13 protein-coding genes are annotated in these 15,641 nt (G+C 50.3%); 6 read left to right on the forward strand and 7 right to left on the reverse strand.

The window, feature by feature from the left end:
* Positions 1–2 precede the first annotated feature (2 nt).
* The 6 genes from DPO_RS04655 to DPO_RS04680 are packed head-to-tail and all read left to right on the forward strand — an operon-like array spanning position 3 to position 4,502.
* The gene (locus tag DPO_RS04655; RefSeq protein WP_160166893.1) at positions 3–308 is read left to right on the forward strand and encodes an ATP synthase subunit I; all 306 of its coding nucleotides are present in this window, start codon (positions 3–5) and stop codon (positions 306–308) included.
* Positions 305–1,033, forward strand: a complete 729-nt coding sequence (locus DPO_RS04660; protein WP_006964571.1) for a F0F1 ATP synthase subunit A — start codon at positions 305–307, stop codon at positions 1,031–1,033. The genes DPO_RS04655 and DPO_RS04660 overlap by 4 nt, the downstream gene beginning before the upstream one ends.
* Before the next feature lie 13 nt (positions 1,034–1,046).
* Entirely contained in the window at positions 1,047–1,322 is a 276-nt protein-coding gene (locus DPO_RS04665) for a F0F1 ATP synthase subunit C (RefSeq protein WP_006964572.1), read from the forward strand.
* 10 nt (positions 1,323–1,332) lie between these two features.
* Positions 1,333–2,094, forward strand: coding sequence for a F0F1 ATP synthase subunit B family protein (locus tag DPO_RS04670; protein ID WP_006964573.1), 762 nt, complete (start codon positions 1,333–1,335; stop codon positions 2,092–2,094).
* Complete coding sequence (locus DPO_RS04675; protein ID WP_006964574.1) at positions 2,075–3,634, forward strand: alternate F1F0 ATPase, F1 subunit alpha; 1,560 nt, start codon at positions 2,075–2,077, stop codon at positions 3,632–3,634. The genes DPO_RS04670 and DPO_RS04675 overlap by 20 nt, the downstream gene beginning before the upstream one ends.
* A complete protein-coding gene (locus DPO_RS04680) occupies positions 3,612–4,502 on the forward strand; it encodes a F0F1 ATP synthase subunit gamma (protein ID WP_006964575.1) in 891 nt (296 codons plus the stop codon). The genes DPO_RS04675 and DPO_RS04680 overlap by 23 nt, the downstream gene beginning before the upstream one ends.
* Before the next feature lie 23 nt (positions 4,503–4,525).
* On the opposite strand, the gene DPO_RS23710 is transcribed toward DPO_RS04680, so the two are convergent.
* From DPO_RS23710 to DPO_RS04715, 7 genes are all read right to left on the reverse strand, one after another.
* A complete protein-coding gene (locus DPO_RS23710; RefSeq protein WP_006964576.1) occupies positions 4,526–6,628 on the reverse strand; it encodes a response regulator in 2,103 nt (700 codons plus the stop codon).
* A 242-nt stretch (positions 6,629–6,870) separates the two neighbouring features.
* Positions 6,871–7,524: a response regulator gene (locus DPO_RS04690; RefSeq protein ID WP_006964577.1), complete on the reverse strand. Its 654-nt coding sequence runs from the start codon at positions 7,522–7,524 to the stop codon at positions 6,871–6,873.
* A gap of 207 nt (positions 7,525–7,731) precedes the next feature.
* Positions 7,732–8,094 carry a hypothetical protein gene (locus DPO_RS04695; RefSeq protein WP_006964578.1) on the reverse strand — a complete coding sequence of 121 codons (363 nt, stop codon included), beginning with the start codon at positions 8,092–8,094 and terminating at the stop codon, positions 7,732–7,734.
* A 172-nt stretch (positions 8,095–8,266) separates the two neighbouring features.
* Positions 8,267–9,130: a sensor histidine kinase gene (locus DPO_RS04700; protein WP_006964579.1), complete on the reverse strand. Its 864-nt coding sequence runs from the start codon at positions 9,128–9,130 to the stop codon at positions 8,267–8,269.
* 334 nt (positions 9,131–9,464) lie between these two features.
* Positions 9,465–11,000: an alpha,alpha-trehalose-phosphate synthase (UDP-forming) gene (locus tag DPO_RS04705; RefSeq protein ID WP_006964580.1), complete on the reverse strand. Its 1,536-nt coding sequence runs from the start codon at positions 10,998–11,000 to the stop codon at positions 9,465–9,467.
* Positions 11,001–11,265: 265 nt separating this feature from the next.
* Complete coding sequence (locus DPO_RS04710) at positions 11,266–14,511, reverse strand: efflux RND transporter permease subunit (RefSeq protein WP_006964581.1); 3,246 nt, start codon at positions 14,509–14,511, stop codon at positions 11,266–11,268.
* A 1-nt stretch (position 14,512) separates the two neighbouring features.
* Entirely contained in the window at positions 14,513–15,640 is a 1,128-nt protein-coding gene (locus DPO_RS04715; RefSeq protein ID WP_006964582.1) for an efflux RND transporter periplasmic adaptor subunit, read from the reverse strand.
* Between the last annotated feature and the right edge of the window lies 1 nt (position 15,641).

Raw genomic sequence — 15,641 nt, forward strand, 5'->3', positions numbered from 1 at the left:
AAATGACATGGTATGATCTGCAAAAAATGGTATTTTGTCTGGCCGTCGGACTGGGGATCGGATATTTTCACTTTGGCGGTCTGTGGCTTACCCTGCAGCGGTTTGCCGGTACAAGGCGTTACGGCCTTGTTTTTGTCGCAAGTTTTCTTTTCAGATCTTTTGTTACCCTGGCAGGGGTTTATTTTGCGGGAAATGGTGAATGGCTCGGCATGACTGCCTGTCTTGCCGGGATATTGATCATGCGCAAGATTTTTATTGGTAAAATGCAGCCTTTGGCTGTGATTCGGACAAAAGGATCACCTGTATGAATTTTATGGATATCAAGCAGATCAGTCCGGACCAGGTGGTGTTTTTTCAATACCATTTTATCACCCTCAACCTGACCATTGTGTTTACCTGGGCGGTGATGGTTTTGCTGGTAATCGGATCCTGGCTTGTCACAAGACGGCTGTCCACAGGGCAAAAAATCAGTGCCTGGCAGAACATACTGGAAATTCTGGTTTCCGGCATCCAGGACCAGATCAGTGAAATCAGCCGGCAGAGAGCAACAAGATATATGCCGTTTATCGGTACCCTGTTTGTTTTTATTGCCGCCTGCAACCTGCTCACCGTGGTACCGGGGTATGAATCGCCCACGGCATCGCTTTCCACCACGGCCGCCCTGGCCATCTGTGTGTTTATTTCCGTGCCCCTGTTCGGCATTGCCCAAAAGGGCCTGGGCAGTTATCTCAAACAGTATATTCAGCCCACGGTATTCATGCTGCCCTTCAATATCATGGGGGAATTGTCCCGGACCCTGGCCCTGGCCGTCAGGCTTTTTGGCAATATCATGAGCGGTTCAAAGATTGTGGCCATCCTTCTGGCCATCATTCCTTTTGTTTTTCCGGTGATTTTGCAATTGCTCGGACTTTTGACCGGGCTGATTCAGGCCTATATTTTTGCCGTGCTGGCCATGGTGTATATTGCATCCGCCACCCAGATCCAGGAACATTCAGATACAAAAACAGACACAAAAAAAGACGACAACCAGTAAAGGAGATTATGATATGAGCAGTATCAGTTTTATCGGTATGGCATCTGTTATTACAGCCGGTCTTACCATTGCCGTGGGGGCCATCGGGCCGGCCATCGGTGAAGGTCGGGCCGTGGCAAGCGCCTTGAGTTCCATCGCCCAGCAGCCCGATGAAAAAAACACTATCACACGCACCCTTTTTGTGGGACTGGCAATGATCGAATCAACCGCCATATACTGTTTTGTGGTGTCCATGATCCTGTTGTTTGCCAACCCGTTCTGGGATTATGTGATTTCAGCAGCCAATTGAGAGGGATATCATGTTGATTGACTGGTTTACAGTGGGGGCCCAGGTCGTGAATTTTTTGATCCTGCTGGTGCTGTTGAAGCTATTTTTGTTTGACCGGATCAAGCAGGCCATGGACCAGCGGGAAAACAATATCAAAGAGCGCTTTGACAAGGCAGAAGAACAGGAAGCCAAAGCCAAAGAATCCCGGGAGAGCTTTGAAAAAAAGACACAATCGCTGCAGGATGAGTGGGATGCCCGGTTGAAACAGGCAGACAAAGAAGCAAAAGAGCGGCGCGAATCGTTGATCAAAGCGGCCCGTGAGGAAGTGGACGGCTTGAAAAATAAGTGGCAGACTGCATTGGAACAGGAAAAAACCTCTTTTTTTGACCGGTTTAAAAAACAGGCGGCCCGCCTTATTTTTGATACGGTGGAGAAAACCCTGTCCCATCTCGCAGATACCCGGGCCCAGGACCAGGCCGTGAAAAAATTTCTGTTCCGGTTTGAAGATCTGGACAAAGAAGATCTGCCCCGGGAGATTGAAACACAACCCCGGGTGAGCACGGGATTTGATTTGTCCGAAAGCCAGCAGAAATCAATTCAAAAGGCACTATCACAAAAGCTGCCGGATTTGAAAAATATTGCATTTGATGTCAAACCGGAACTGGTGTTCGGGATTGCGTTTGCCGCCGGCGGCAAAAAAATGACCTGGCATGCCCACGACTATGTCAGTGCGCTGGAAAAACAGATAAACCAGGCCATTGAAAGCAAAGATCATGAACCGCAAAAACAATGAACTACACCATGCCATGGATGATTTCATATCAACCATGGCAAACATACTGGATACCCATGATCCTGCACTGCATGTGCGGGATTTTGGCCGCATTGAATCCATCAGTTCGGGTATTATAACGGTTGCAGGCCTTAAAGGGGTCCAGTCCGAGGAACTGCTGCTGTGCACACCGAATGCGTATGGCATGGCATTTGATCTGGACATGGACGTCATCGGGGTCATCATGCTGGATGAAACCGATACCCTGCATGCCGGCGGAGAGGTGAACCGCACGGAAAGGGTCATGTCCGTTCCCACGGGGGACGCACTCATCGGCCGGGTGGTGGATGCAAGGGGAAAACCCCTTGACAAAAAAGCATCCCTTTCACAGACAGACCTTCGGCCCGTGGAACAGCCGGCCCCGGAAATCATGGACCGTGCCCCGGTAACCACCCCTTTACAGACAGGTATCACCGTCATAGATACATTGATTCCCATCGGCAGAGGACAGCGCGAACTGATCCTGGGGGACCGGCAGACCGGAAAAACCGCCATTGCCCTGGATACCATTGCCAACCAGAAGGGAAAGGATGTGGTCTGCATCTACTGCGGAATAGGGAAGCGGGGATCCGCCCTTGCCAAGGTCATTACCGAACTTACCAAAAATGATGCCATGTCCTATTCGTTTGCCGTGGTATCCACGGAAGAAGATCCGCCGGGCCTGCAGTTTATGGCCCCTTATACGGCCACGGCCATGGCAGAGCATTTCATGCACCAGGGAAAAGATGTCCTCATTGTATATGATGATCTGACCCGCCATGCCCGGGCCTATCGTGAGTTGTCGCTGCTGCTGCGCAGACCTCCTGGCCGGGAAGCCTATCCCGGTGATATCTTTTATATCCATGCCCGGCTCCTGGAACGGTCCACCCATCTGATTGCAGACAAGGGAGGGGGCTCTTTGACGGCCCTGCCCATCATTGAAACCGAAGCACAAAATATTTCCGCATACATTCCCACCAACCTGATTTCCATCACGGACGGGCAGATTTATCTGTCACCGCTGTTTTTCAGAGAAGGCATTCTGCCGGCCGTGGATGTGGGAAAATCCGTATCCCGCGTGGGGGGCAAAGCCCAGCTGCCGGCCTACCGAACCGTTGCCGGAGACCTGCGCCTGACCTATTCCCAGTTTGAAGAACTGGAATCATTTTCCCGGTTTGGCGCCCGTCTGGATGAAGCGACCCGGACAAAACTGTCCCGGGGGCGAAGGATACGCGAAATTTTAAAGCAATACCGGTATTCCCCTCTGCCGTCAGCGGATCAGATTGCCGTGCTGATTGCCCTGACCCACGGGGTATTGGATGATATCCCTTTGTCGGATATATCCCGGGCACAGAAAAACATACGCAAGGCCGCCAATACCGACCACAAAGAGGTGATGGACAAGATTACCGCAGGGGAAAAAATTGATGAAAAAGCCATTGACACCCTGGTTCAGGCGGCGCAAAACGCCGTAAAATCAATCACGAAAGAATCCGCTGATGCAGACCCTGTCACAGCTTAAACGCCGGATCGACAGTACGGGTGATCTGCACTCCGTGGTGCGGACCATGAAGTCGCTGGCAGCGGTGAATATCCGTCAGTATGAAGATGCATCCAAATCTCTGGTGGATTATGCCCATACCCTTGATATGGCACTGGGTATCGTGCTGCGCCATGATCCGGATACCCGGCTGCATACCCGGCGTTCTGCCAGAAAAAAACCCGGGGCCGTCATATTCGGATCAGACCAGGGCATGTGCGGATCACTCAACGAACAGGTGACATCCCATGCCAGGGACCAACTGACGCAACCCGGCAAAGATGCCGGGCAGATGCCCGTGATATGTGCGGGAATGCGGGCAGGGGGGCTGCTGGAAGATGCCGGCATCCATTGCGATGAGATAAGGGAACTGCCCGGTTCCGTGCATACCATCACTCCCCATGTGGGAGAGATTTTAATGGCCATTGACACCTGGCAGGCCAAAACAGATGTGGACCATGTGCTGCTGTTTTATGCCCGGCCAAAATCCGCTGCCGGATACACCCCCCATATGGTTCACCTGCTGCCCATCGATGCCCAGTGGCTTGCACAGCATCGTTATCGTACCTGGGATTCTGCAAGCCTGCCCATGTTCACCATGGATCCTGACCAGCTGCTGTCCAGACTGATTCAGGAATATCTGTTTATCACCATATTCAGGGCTTTTGTGGAATCTCTGGCCAGTGAAAATGCCGCACGCCTGGCAGCCATGCAGGGGGCACAGAAAAACATTGAAGAATTGATGGAGGACCTTGAAAGCCAGTACAACCAGCTGCGCCAGATGTCCATCACAGAAGAGCTGCTGGATATTGTTTCAGGATTTGAAGCCCTGGATCAAAACAGCAGGTAAGCGGCAGGGGAAAAAAACAAAGATCAGCCATCAGATATGCATCTGCGCACGTTGGCGATGAGTGTGTCCGAGGGCACCGTCTTGTTGAGAAAGACCGAGGCGCCGGCGCGATACATGGCATTGATGACCCTTTTGTCGCTGTGCATGGAAAGCGCGATCACCTTGATGTGCGGATTTTTGGACAGAATCTTCTCTGTGGCTTCCATGCCGGTTTTTTCTCCCAGATTTACATCCATGATAACCACGTCAGGTGTCAGTTTTTCAGCCAGCACAACTGCCGTGTCAGCATCGGCCGCCTCTCCCAGTATCTCAAAATCCGGTTCCATCTGCAGCAGGCCGGTCAGTCCTTCGCGCAGCAGTTTATGGTCGTCTACAATGAGAATACCGATACTGTCTTTTGGATTACGTTCCGGCACAGCAGGCTTGTCATCTGCCCGCCTTTGGTGTCGGTGGCCGGGGGGTGTGGTGGTTTCATCGGTTTCACCGGCCGGGGCGGTCAGAGTAACAGTGGTCCCCTGCCCGGGTGCGGATGCAATTTTCATCCGGCCGCCGATATCTTTTAACCGTTCCTCAATACTGAACAGCCCCAGAGAGGCCGTATTGTTTTGGGTTTCCTCAAACGTGTCCGGTTCAAATCCATTGCCGTTGTCCCAGACAATTATTCGGATATTCTGATCTTGTGTCCGCTCGATGGAAACCGTTGCCTGGTCTTCTCCTGAATGTTTTACCACATTGAAAAGCAGTTCCTTCAGACACTGGAAAAGCAGAAAACAGATATTTTCCGAAATCGGATCAATGGGTTCTTCCACCCGGGGGGTCAGGGTAAAATTAAACTTTTTTTTCATATAGGTGACCAGCCAGTTAACACCCCCGGCCAGGCCATCGTTCAATATGGCGGATGGAGAGAGATCCACTGTAAGAGACCGCAGTTCCGCCAGGGTTTCTTCCAGAATACTCTCAATTTTATGGGCGGTTTTATGGGCATCGTCGATATGGTTTTTGCGATGAATATCCCATAAGTGCATGCGTGCTCCCACCACCAGCGGCTGAATATGGTCATGGAGAACGGCGGCCAGACGGTTGCGTTCCTTTTGTTCCGCCTGCCCGAGTTTGTTGGCCAGCACCCGCATCCGCTCCGTCTGCTGCTGGATTTTGGCTGTGCGGTCCCGGACGCGTTGTTCCAGCTGGTCATTGATTTTTTCTATGGTTTGTTCGTACGCTTTCTGCTCTGAAATATCCTGTGCAATACCGATCATGCACAGCGATGGATCCGCATCGTTTTGATAAAATTTGCCGGAGATCTCTATCCAGGACAAATTGCTGCTGTCCGGTCGGTGAATGCGGCAGGCAAAAGCAAAAACATTCCCCGGATGCCGGGCCTTTGAAAATGCATGATCAAACGCTTCTTTGTCCTGAAAATCCACGGCCTGTTCCAGAAAATCTGAATAACGCAGCGGCGGCTGTTTGCGGGACCGTCCGAAAATCTGGTACATATGATCATTTTCCCAGCAAGCCGTATTTTTGGTAAGATTCCATTCAAAAATGCCTATATTCAGGGAATCTGCAGCCATACGCAACCGCTGGTCACTTTTCCACGAACGGGTTTCTGCCTGGCGTATCTGCGTGCGGTCCAGGGCGATTATCACAAGGTGTCCATCAGGGGATGAGATCCGGGAGGCGGCACCCAAAACCGGTGTCCGTCCCCCGTCCGGACGCAGGAACTCCCATTCCTGGACTGATACCACCTCCTGGTTCAACAGACGTTCCGACCATGTTCCTGCCTCAGTGCAGTTTTCAGGTGTCAGGCATGTCTCCCAGTTGATCCGTCCCGCAATTGCATCCGCCCGGCTGTATCCGGTCATGCGCAGCATCTCATCGTTTATATAAGTGACATTGCCGTTGCTGTCACCAAATCCGATGCCGATGAGGTTTGCATCAGCCAGCGCGTGAAAATTCCGTTCGTTCCTGCAAAGCATATCAATGGTTTGCTTCAGGTTGAGCAGCTGCATGTACCGGTCATCTCCAAAAATAGCGTCAATCTGATCCTGCTCAAGGGCTGCCAGCACTTTTTGGGTCTGGGCCAGCTGATTTTCAAGGTCTTGGTATGTGGGTTTTTCTGGTTTCATCCTCATCCCATTCCGGTTTAGAGCCCCCCTATCAAAATTTGACCATTAATGCAAACCATTTGAAACCGGGGTTTTCAATGTGCGTACGTATCGGCATATATCAATTCATGAGATTAAGAAGATACCAATATTCCCTTTAAACTGACATAAAGGATTTCCCCCATTTTCAGTCAATCAAGGATGTATAAAAGGCTGTTTGGTATGTATGTTTTTGCCGCCGGGTGGATCCAGCGGCTGGAATGTCACGAATTTACAAGGCCTTTTTCAATGGCAATGGCGGTCAGCTGAGACACATTGTTGACAGCCAGCTTGCTCATGATGTTGGCCCTGTGGCGTTCAATGGTTTTGGGGCTGTTGCACAGCAGGTCGGCGATCTCTTTGCTGGTATAGCCTTCAGCCACCAGTTTCAGCACTTCTTTTTCCCGCTGGGTCAGGGTGTCCCATGAACTGCGTTCTTTCAGATGTTTTTTTCCTTCAAGATATCCTTCCATGACTTTGCCGGCGATGCTGGGACTGATATATGTTTTTCCCGATGAAACCAGACGGATGGCTTTTAAAAGGTCATCCTGGGACGAATCTTTCAGGCAGTAGCCCTGCACGCCGCTTTGGAAACATTGCAGGATAAAGTCTTCTGTGTCATGAATGGTCAAAGCAAGGATCTTGATATCCGGTATCTGGCGTTTGATTTCTTTGATGGCGGAAAGACCGTCCATTTTCGGCATGGACAGGTCCAGCATTGCCATGTCCGGATGATATTCCAGGCACTGGGCAATGGCTTCAAATCCGTCTGCCGCCTCGGCAACAACCTCAAGGGTATCATCACAATTGATCATCAGACACAATCCTTCCCTGAGTAATTTGCTGTCTTCTGCGATCACAATACGTGTTTTTTCCATGATGGCTCCCAGTCTGAGCAGTTGTTTTTCATCCAGACATCACGCATGGATAAAATTATCTAATAGCAGAGACAAAAGCCAAAGGCAATGATTAATGATTTCAGCCGGAGAAAACGCATGCAGGGATAATTAGCCTTGATTTTGGAAAGAAAATTATTAATTTCGCAAATATTTGCATGATTAATAAATTGATCTCGATCCGATCAATCAGACTGACATGCGGTCCTGGAGGACGGCTTCCTGGGTTTTTTCCGGACCATGGACCGTTTTCAATTCTTTTTCATGGGCTGCTTGACAGGAAGAATCCAGGAAACAGGCCATTGCCACGGTCAGGTTGTTTTTCACATGCTGATTGGGCAGTTCCGATGCCAGAATATTTTCGATATACGAACTTTTCCAGAATGCATCCACTATTCCCCCCAGGGTCACTGTGCCATTTTTCACAGACACTCTGGGTGCAAGAATTTTTAAATCAGGTATCACTGCAAGTTTCAAGAGTATCTCAATTTTGGTTTGAAAGTCCGCTGTGTTTGCCGCTTTTTTTTCTTTGATTTTCTGTGTTAAATTCATAAATTAAGTCCTTTCAGATCGGCACTCATGGCCATCAGCTGAGTTGTATTCAGGCGGGTCACCGCATCCTGAACAGTATATTAAGTGGCAATTGGAGAAACGGCCATCAGTAAATCACTGTATTTTGGCGTGCCAAATCATGCAGATAACTGCGGGGTAGCTCCTTGCATCATCACCTGTTCGGAATCGTTGCCGACAGCCTGGTTCCTTTTCCAGGACTGGACTGCACCTGGAATGTCCCTTCACAGAGCCCGATGCGGTCTTTCATGCCGCGCAGTCCAAAGCCTTGGTCATACGATCCTGTTTCAAGCCCATGGATATCGAATCCGCATCCATTGTCTTCCACTTTGAGCCAAATCAGATTATGCACCGCGATCAGCCTGATTTTGACGGCATCGGCCCCGCTGTGTTTGCCGATATTGTTCAATGCTTCCTGAACAACGCGATAGACCACGGTTTTAATTTTTTCAGAGATAACCTCGTCGGAAAGCTTAAACTCAAAATCCACCTGGATCCCGGGAAAAAATTGGTTCACTCTGTTTATTAATTTTGAAATTGCGTCCGTCAGTTCGAAACCCTCAAGCTCTCTCGGGTTCAATTGATGACAAATGGTACGGGTTTCTTTGATGGTATCTGTCAAATAGCTGATAATTTGCTCAATGGACTTGCCGCTTTCACAAGACGACACGTTACTGCTGTCCATTCTGAATTCCATGAATAATTTAATTGCAGTCAAGTTGCCGCCGATGCTGTCATGTATCTCTCTCGCCACGGTTTTGCGGTCGTTTTCCATTGCATTGATGGCATCTTGCGCCGTTTTCTGGACAAAGAATCTCAGGTGTTCATTTTCTTTCCGGTATTTTTCCAATTCAAGCAAAATGCTGTTTCGTTCGAACCCGTGTCTTGACCGTCGCGCGTTCAGAACGTCTTCTGTTACAGTGTGTTCGGTTGTATAGAATTGAAATTCAGTCAATCCAACCTCGTCGGTTGAAACGTCATTATCAAACGGGCCTGGATTCATTGTTGTCCCCAACATGGCATAATCTCCTTTCACCAATCTGTCTTTTTTTGCCTGGGTCCCTTTTGATTTTTCTATTGCCGGCATGAAAACTAATGTTTCGACGGGTACTGTTGGGCACCAAATTCAAGATGGCGGTATGTCTGCGCCGTTCAGGACTCTTTTGAAGGGATGTCAGATTAAAACTTTCCGGCTTTCATCTCATTTATAACTCTAAACGGAATCGTCTTTTACGTCAACAAGACAGAAAGTCATAAAAAACCTGATGGATCACCTATTTAAAATAGGTGTTAGCCCGGAGACAAAAATAGCAGGAACGCTTATTGTGCCGTTTTTGAAGTCATTGAATTTTTCAAGGCGCTTCGCTGTTTTTTCTGTTCGAAATTTCCTGGGAGGGGATATAATCTTCCAATGGCCCCAGGGTGTCCAGATCATGGGAGAAAACCGCTTTTAAAAATGTGTCCACCCACCAGTATATGTCTGTTTTTTTGACTATTTTGCGCAACGCCCGCATGCGTTTTTTGCGTTCATCAAGACCCATGTGGCAGGCCTGGTTAATGGCATCGGCAATGCCCTCGATATCGTGGGGATTGACCAGAAGTGCGTGTTTATACAATTGGCTGGATGCACCGGCAAACTCACTTAATATCAGCACCCCGTCTAAATGGATATTGGATGCGCAATATTCTTTGGCCACCAGATTCATCCCGTCTTTGAGCGGAGTCACCAGGGCAATGTCAGCAGCCCGGTATAAAGCGGTCAGTTCGGTTCTGTCAACGCCTTGATACAGATAGTGGATGGGCACCCATCCGGGCCGGGTGAATGTGCCGTTAATTTCGCTGATTAACTGCTCAATCTCATGTTTGAGGTTTTCATATTCCGGGATGCGCTGCCGGCTGGGGACCACAATCTGAACCATGCTGATTTTTTTTTCCAGTTCCGGATACCGCTGCAGTGCATTGCGAAACGCCAGCAGTCTTTCAGGGATACCTTTGCTGTAATCCAGGCGGTCCACCCCGAGAATCAGGTGATCAGAGGGAAATACAGCGCGGATTTCATCCACTCTTTTTTCCACGGCCCGGGTGCCGGCTTTTTTTGCAAATTCATTGTAATCAATACTGATGGGAAAGTTGCCCACCCGGACCATGCGGCCGTTGACCTGGGTGGAAAGCACCTGTCCCCTTCCTTTTATTCTGATGTGGTTGAGCATGGCGTGCACGCATTGGACAAAATTGCGCCGGTCTCTTTGGGTCTGAAAACCGATCATGTCATAGCACAACAGGGACTCAAGAATCTGAAACCGCCAGGGCAGCTTGAGAAAAATGTCCAGGGGCGGAAACGGAATATGAAGAAAATATCCGATTTTTGCGGTTGCGTGTAATTTTCGCAAGGCCTGGCCCACCCCCATTAAATGGTAATCATGCACCCAGATGTGATCATCCTGGCTTTTGATGTTTTGGGCGATGGTCCGGGCAAATATTTCATTGACTTTCTGGTAGGCGTTCCAATAGTCAGGCGAAAAATCACACCGGGTCTGCAGGTCGTGAAACAAGGGCCACAGCACCTGATTTGAAAATCCGAAATAATACGCATTGACCAGGCTTTCAGGCAGGAAAACCGGTTCAAAGGTATAGCCGAAATCCCCGGCCGCCCGGGTAAACACGGATTCCAGCGCTTTTTTGTCGTGGGCCCGGGAGGTGCCCGGCCATCCGATCCACAACCCACCTCGGTTTTTCAATACCGGTGCCAGCGCCGTTATCAAGCCCCCGGATCCCTGTTCTGCCTGCCACCGGCCTTTATTGTCTTTGGACAGGACAATGGGCAGACGGTTGGATACGATGATCAAACGGTTTTTTTGAGAATTGTTTGTTTTATTGGTAATATGCATTTTACCCTTTTCGATAATATGAGAACCTGTATTCAACTAAGTTCTTACAAGAACTCGATGATGTAAGAAGATACCAGGATTCCCTACAGACGGAAATAAAGGATTTCCCCCATTTTCAGCCGTTCAAGGCTGTAGAAAATGCAGCACCGGTTTCCGGGTATCTGTGGAAAGAAACAGATATTTTCCATAAAGAACTGAACCTGACAAAGAAGAAGTTGAAAGCCCTTTGATATGGCGCCAGTGGCATGTGGGTATAATCCAACGCTCAGAATGCGTTGCTTTTGTGATAGACGGCATAATAGGCCACCGGAATCAGCACCAGGGTAAACAGGGTTGATGCAGCCAGGCCGAAAATAAGGGCCCAGGCAAGCCCTGAAAAAACCGGATCCAGGGTAATGGGAAATGCACCGATGGCGGTTGTCAGTGCGGTGAGCAGAATGGGCCGCATCCGGATGGCCCCGCTCTGGAGAATCGCCTCTTTCAGGTCCATGCCCTGTTCCAGGGAAGCCTGGATAAATTCAATGAGCACCAGGGCGTTTCGTATGACAATGCCGCCTAAGGCGATCATGCCGATCATGGAGGTGGCGGTGAAAAAAATCGGATTGGAAAATTCGCCCACCGGAGAGGCAGCCACCAGGTTGAGAATAAAAAATCCGGGCATGATGCCCAGCAGGGTTAAGGGAATTGCCATCATGATCAGAACCGGCATGAAAAAAGATCCGGACTGGATGACCAGAAGAATGTATATGCCGATCAAGGCGGCAGCAAAGGCGATACCCATGTCCCTGAAGACCCGGATGGTGATTTTCCATTCTCCTTCTCCTGCCCAGTTCACCTGAATGCCTTTGGGCAGGGGGTCTTTTCTGAGTTTTTTCTGCATGTCAAGGATGGCCTCTGCCGGGGCCCGGCCGGCAGTATCTGCAAGCACATACACCACCTTGTCAAGGTTCTTGTGATAAATGGGCTGCTGGTTGGGCAGTATCTGGACATGCACCAGTTCCGCTAAAGGAACCATGCTGCCGGTTTTAGACCGGAGGGGCACCGAGGTCAGGGCCACGATGCCGGAGCGGTGTTTTCTGGGCATGATCACCCGGATGTATAAGGGATTTCTTTCCCTGGGCAGATGCAGATGCGCGGGTGTCATACCCTGAATCATCCCCTGAAGGGTGGTGGTGATCTGCCGGGTGGAGATACCGTGAAGCGCGGCTTTTTCTTTGTCGATGATAAAATCGATGCGCTCATGAAGCGTTTGGGCCATGTCATCGATGTCCACCACAAAGGCTTCTTTTTCCATGATTTTTTTCAGGTGGTCTGCGGCCTGGATCAGCTGGTGGTAGGGCACATCCGCATCAGCATACAGCTCTCCCACAAGGGTTGACAGCACCGGCGGTCCCGGCGGAACTTCCACAAGCTTGACTTTGGCATTGTTTTTACGGGCAATGGCCTCCAGGTCATTTCTCAGGCGTAAAACAATGGCGTGGCTCTGCTGGTCCCGCACATCTTTGCCCGTGAGGTTGACCCGGATATCAGCCAGATTATCTGCTTTGCGCAGATAATAGTGTCTGACCATGCCGTTGAAATCCATGGGAGAGGCGTCCCCTGTATAAGATACCATGCTGGTGATTTCCGGAACGGTTGTAAGAAAGGTTTCAAAATCCTGTACAACCGCATTGGTCCGTTCAAGGGTGGTGCCTTCAGGCATGTCAATAACGATCTGGAATTCGTTTTTGTTGTCAAAGGGCAGAAGTTTCAGGGGTACCAGACGGAACAGGGCCAGAGAGCAGGAAATCAGCAACAGTACAATCACCAGCACAAACAGCACCATGCGTTTTGTGCTTGAGTCCAGAAACGGCTGGACAATGCTGCGGTAGATGCGGAACAAACGGCTTTGTTTTGAGATACGGTCTGATGATCCTGTATCCGGATCATTCTGATCCATCAGTTCGGGCGCAGTGGATCTGAGCAGTTTCAGGGTCAGCCAGGGCACGATGGTCAGGGCACTCAGGGTGGAAAACGTTACCGTCAGTGGCACATTCACCGCCATGGGAGCCATGTAGGGCCCCATCATGCCGGTAATGAAAAACAAGGGGACAAAGCAGACAATAATAGCCAGAGTGGACATGATCACCGGGGGCAGCACCTCGTCAACCGCAGCCAGGGTGGCCTTGAACGGGTCAAGCAGGCCCATTTTGATATGGCGCTGGATATTTTCCACATTGGTGATGGGATCATCCACCACCAGACCCAGAGAAAGAATCAGGGCAAACAGGGTCACCCGGTTGATGGTGTAGCCGAACAGGTAATTGACAAACAGGGCCAGAGAAAAACTGATGGGCACGGCAACGGCGACGATCAATGCCTCCCGCCATCCCAGTGCAAAAGCCAGAAGAATCACCACCGAGGCGATGGCAAATCCCAGAGAGGTGACAAGGCCCCACACTTTTTGGGCAGCCGTTTCTCCGTAATTGCGGGTGATCTCATAATCAACACCATCAGGAAGGATCTGCTCATGAATCCGCTTAAATTCATCTATGATTTCTTTGGCAACAGCGACGGCATTGGACCCTTTTTTCTTGGAAACAGCAAGGGTGACGGCAGGGTAGCGTTTGCCGGGCACAAACTGGCCATGTTCTTTTGCATAAGCGTTTGAAAAACTGATTGCCGTGTAGCTGTCGGATTGTCTGGGGATGTCCTGGATATGGGCAATATCTCTCAGATACACGGGAATATTGTCTTTTATTCCGACAACCAGAGATTTTACATCCTCGGCAGTATACATAAAAGAGGTGGTGGTCACCGGAAAACTTATGTCGTTTCTGGAAAAATCTCCTGCATTGACAGAAAAATCCGCCTCCTGCAGTGCCTGCTGCACATTCATATAGGAAATTCCATAACCGAACATTTTTTCAGGATCCAGTTCAACCCGAATTTCTCTGGGCCTTCCCCCGTGCAGAACGGTTCTGGAGGTGTTTTCAACCCGGCTGAGCCTGGCCAGGGCTTCCTGGCCGGTTCTGTGGAGCTGGGCATCATCCAGCAGGTCGGAAAACAAACTGATGGTGACGATGGGCACATCATCGATCTCTATGGGTTTTATCACCCATTTTTCGACAATGGGGGTGACCTGGTCGATGTGCATGGATATTCTGTTTTGCAGTTTTATCAGGGAATCTTCCCGGTCTTCTCCTACAAAAAAACGGACCGTGACCACGGCCATGTCTTTTTGTGAGATGGAATAGACGTACTCAACCCCGTCGATCTGCCATAAAAACCTTTCCAAAGGGATGGATACCAGCTGCTCGATTTCCCGGGGACTTGCGCCCGGGGCATTGACATAGATATCTGCCATGGGCACAACGATCTGGGGTTCTTCTTCTTTCGGGGTGACAAAAAGGGCGGCAGCACCCAGGCAAAGGGCAATGATGATAAAAATCAGGGAAAATTTTGAACCGAGAAATACCTTGACTATCGAGGGAATAATGCCTTTGGGATCAGAGGGCTGCTGGTCTGTCATATCACCGGGCCTCCCCGATGCCTATGGTTTCATTGGCTGACAGTCCTGACAGAACTTCCACGCGGGTGTTGTCCAGGGGAATGGTTGTAATATACCGGCGCTGCCAGGTGCCATTGGTTTTGACCATGGCAAGTTCGAGCTGTCCGGCATGGATAACCGCCTCTTTGTCCAGGGTGATGATGGTTCTGTGGGCTTCCGGGACCATCAGCTTGGCATACATGCCGGAATAGATGCCTTCTTTGGCCGGGATGGCGGCTTTGACAAGAAAGGTGCGGGTCTTGGGATCGGCATAGGGAATGATTTCTTCCACCACGGCATTCAGAAAAAGGCCGGGGGTGGGGATGACCGCCTGAAGCTGGGAACCGGTTTTGATGGTGTTGATGAGGCCTTCTCTTACATGGGCTTCCACCCTGTAGCCTCCTTTGGTCCGCACCGCTGCCAGGGGCTTGCCCGGCAGGGCCAGATCTCCGGGTTCCACCAGGACCCGGATGATTTCTCCGTCCACAGGCGCAATGATTTTTGAAAAACCACGGTGTACCGTGGCTTCGGTAATGGTTTCTGTGGCCTGCTGGATGCCTGCCTCTGCCTCCACCAGGGATTCACGGGACATGGACAATGCGGCCCGGGCCTTCAGAAGACCGGCTTGTGCATTTTCCAATTCCTGCTGGGTGGCGGCACCGGATGCATAAAAGCTTTTGATGCGCGCAAAATGCTGTTTTGCATTGGTATAAGAGGCTTCAGCCGCTTTGATGGCCTGGAGGGCTTTGTCCCGTGAGGCTTTGGCCCCGCGAAGCGCTTCTTTGGCACTTTCCAGCCTGGCTGCGGCCTGTCTGCTGTCCAGGGTGATCAACAGGGTGCCTGATGTGACGATCTGTCCTGCTTTGACATGCACATCGGTTATCTGGGCACTGATCTGGGCACTGATACTGGTTTCACTTTTGGGCCGGACAGTTCCCACGGCCGGATAGGTCTGGGCAACGGTCTGCTCCTTTGTTTCAACTGTTTTTTGCGGCTGATACCCTGCATCTGCATCAGCTGTTCGGCAGGGGTATGGGGCAAACACCAGCAGGGCTGACAATACTGTTTTTGCAATCAAATTGCAGGTCGTGTTATTAATATGTGAAGACATT

The organism is Desulfotignum phosphitoxidans DSM 13687, assembly GCF_000350545.1.
Classification (GTDB): Bacteria; Desulfobacterota; Desulfobacteria; order Desulfobacterales; family Desulfobacteraceae; genus Desulfotignum; species Desulfotignum phosphitoxidans.

Coding starts and splice junctions, on each gene's coding strand:
- DPO_RS04660 (WP_006964571.1), top strand. CDS start 305: ATGAATTTTATGGATATCAAGCAGATCAGTCCGGACCAGGTGGTGTTT.
- DPO_RS04665 (WP_006964572.1), top strand. CDS start 1,047: ATGAGCAGTATCAGTTTTATCGGTATGGCATCTGTTATTACAGCCGGT.
- DPO_RS04700 (WP_006964579.1), bottom strand. CDS start 9,130: ATGTTGGGGACAACAATGAATCCAGGCCCGTTTGATAATGACGTTTCA.
- DPO_RS04695 (WP_006964578.1), bottom strand. CDS start 8,094: ATGAATTTAACACAGAAAATCAAAGAAAAAAAAGCGGCAAACACAGCG.
- DPO_RS04675 (WP_006964574.1), top strand. CDS start 2,075: ATGAACCGCAAAAACAATGAACTACACCATGCCATGGATGATTTCATA.
- DPO_RS23710 (WP_006964576.1), bottom strand. CDS start 6,628: ATGAAACCAGAAAAACCCACATACCAAGACCTTGAAAATCAGCTGGCC.
- DPO_RS04710 (WP_006964581.1), bottom strand. CDS start 14,511: ATGACAGACCAGCAGCCCTCTGATCCCAAAGGCATTATTCCCTCGATA.
- DPO_RS04715 (WP_006964582.1), bottom strand. CDS start 15,640: ATGTCTTCACATATTAATAACACGACCTGCAATTTGATTGCAAAAACA.
- DPO_RS04690 (WP_006964577.1), bottom strand. CDS start 7,524: ATGGAAAAAACACGTATTGTGATCGCAGAAGACAGCAAATTACTCAGG.
- DPO_RS04670 (WP_006964573.1), top strand. CDS start 1,333: ATGTTGATTGACTGGTTTACAGTGGGGGCCCAGGTCGTGAATTTTTTG.
- DPO_RS04680 (WP_006964575.1), top strand. CDS start 3,612: ATGCAGACCCTGTCACAGCTTAAACGCCGGATCGACAGTACGGGTGAT.
- DPO_RS04655 (WP_160166893.1), top strand. CDS start 3: ATGACATGGTATGATCTGCAAAAAATGGTATTTTGTCTGGCCGTCGGA.
- DPO_RS04705 (WP_006964580.1), bottom strand. CDS start 11,000: ATGCATATTACCAATAAAACAAACAATTCTCAAAAAAACCGTTTGATC.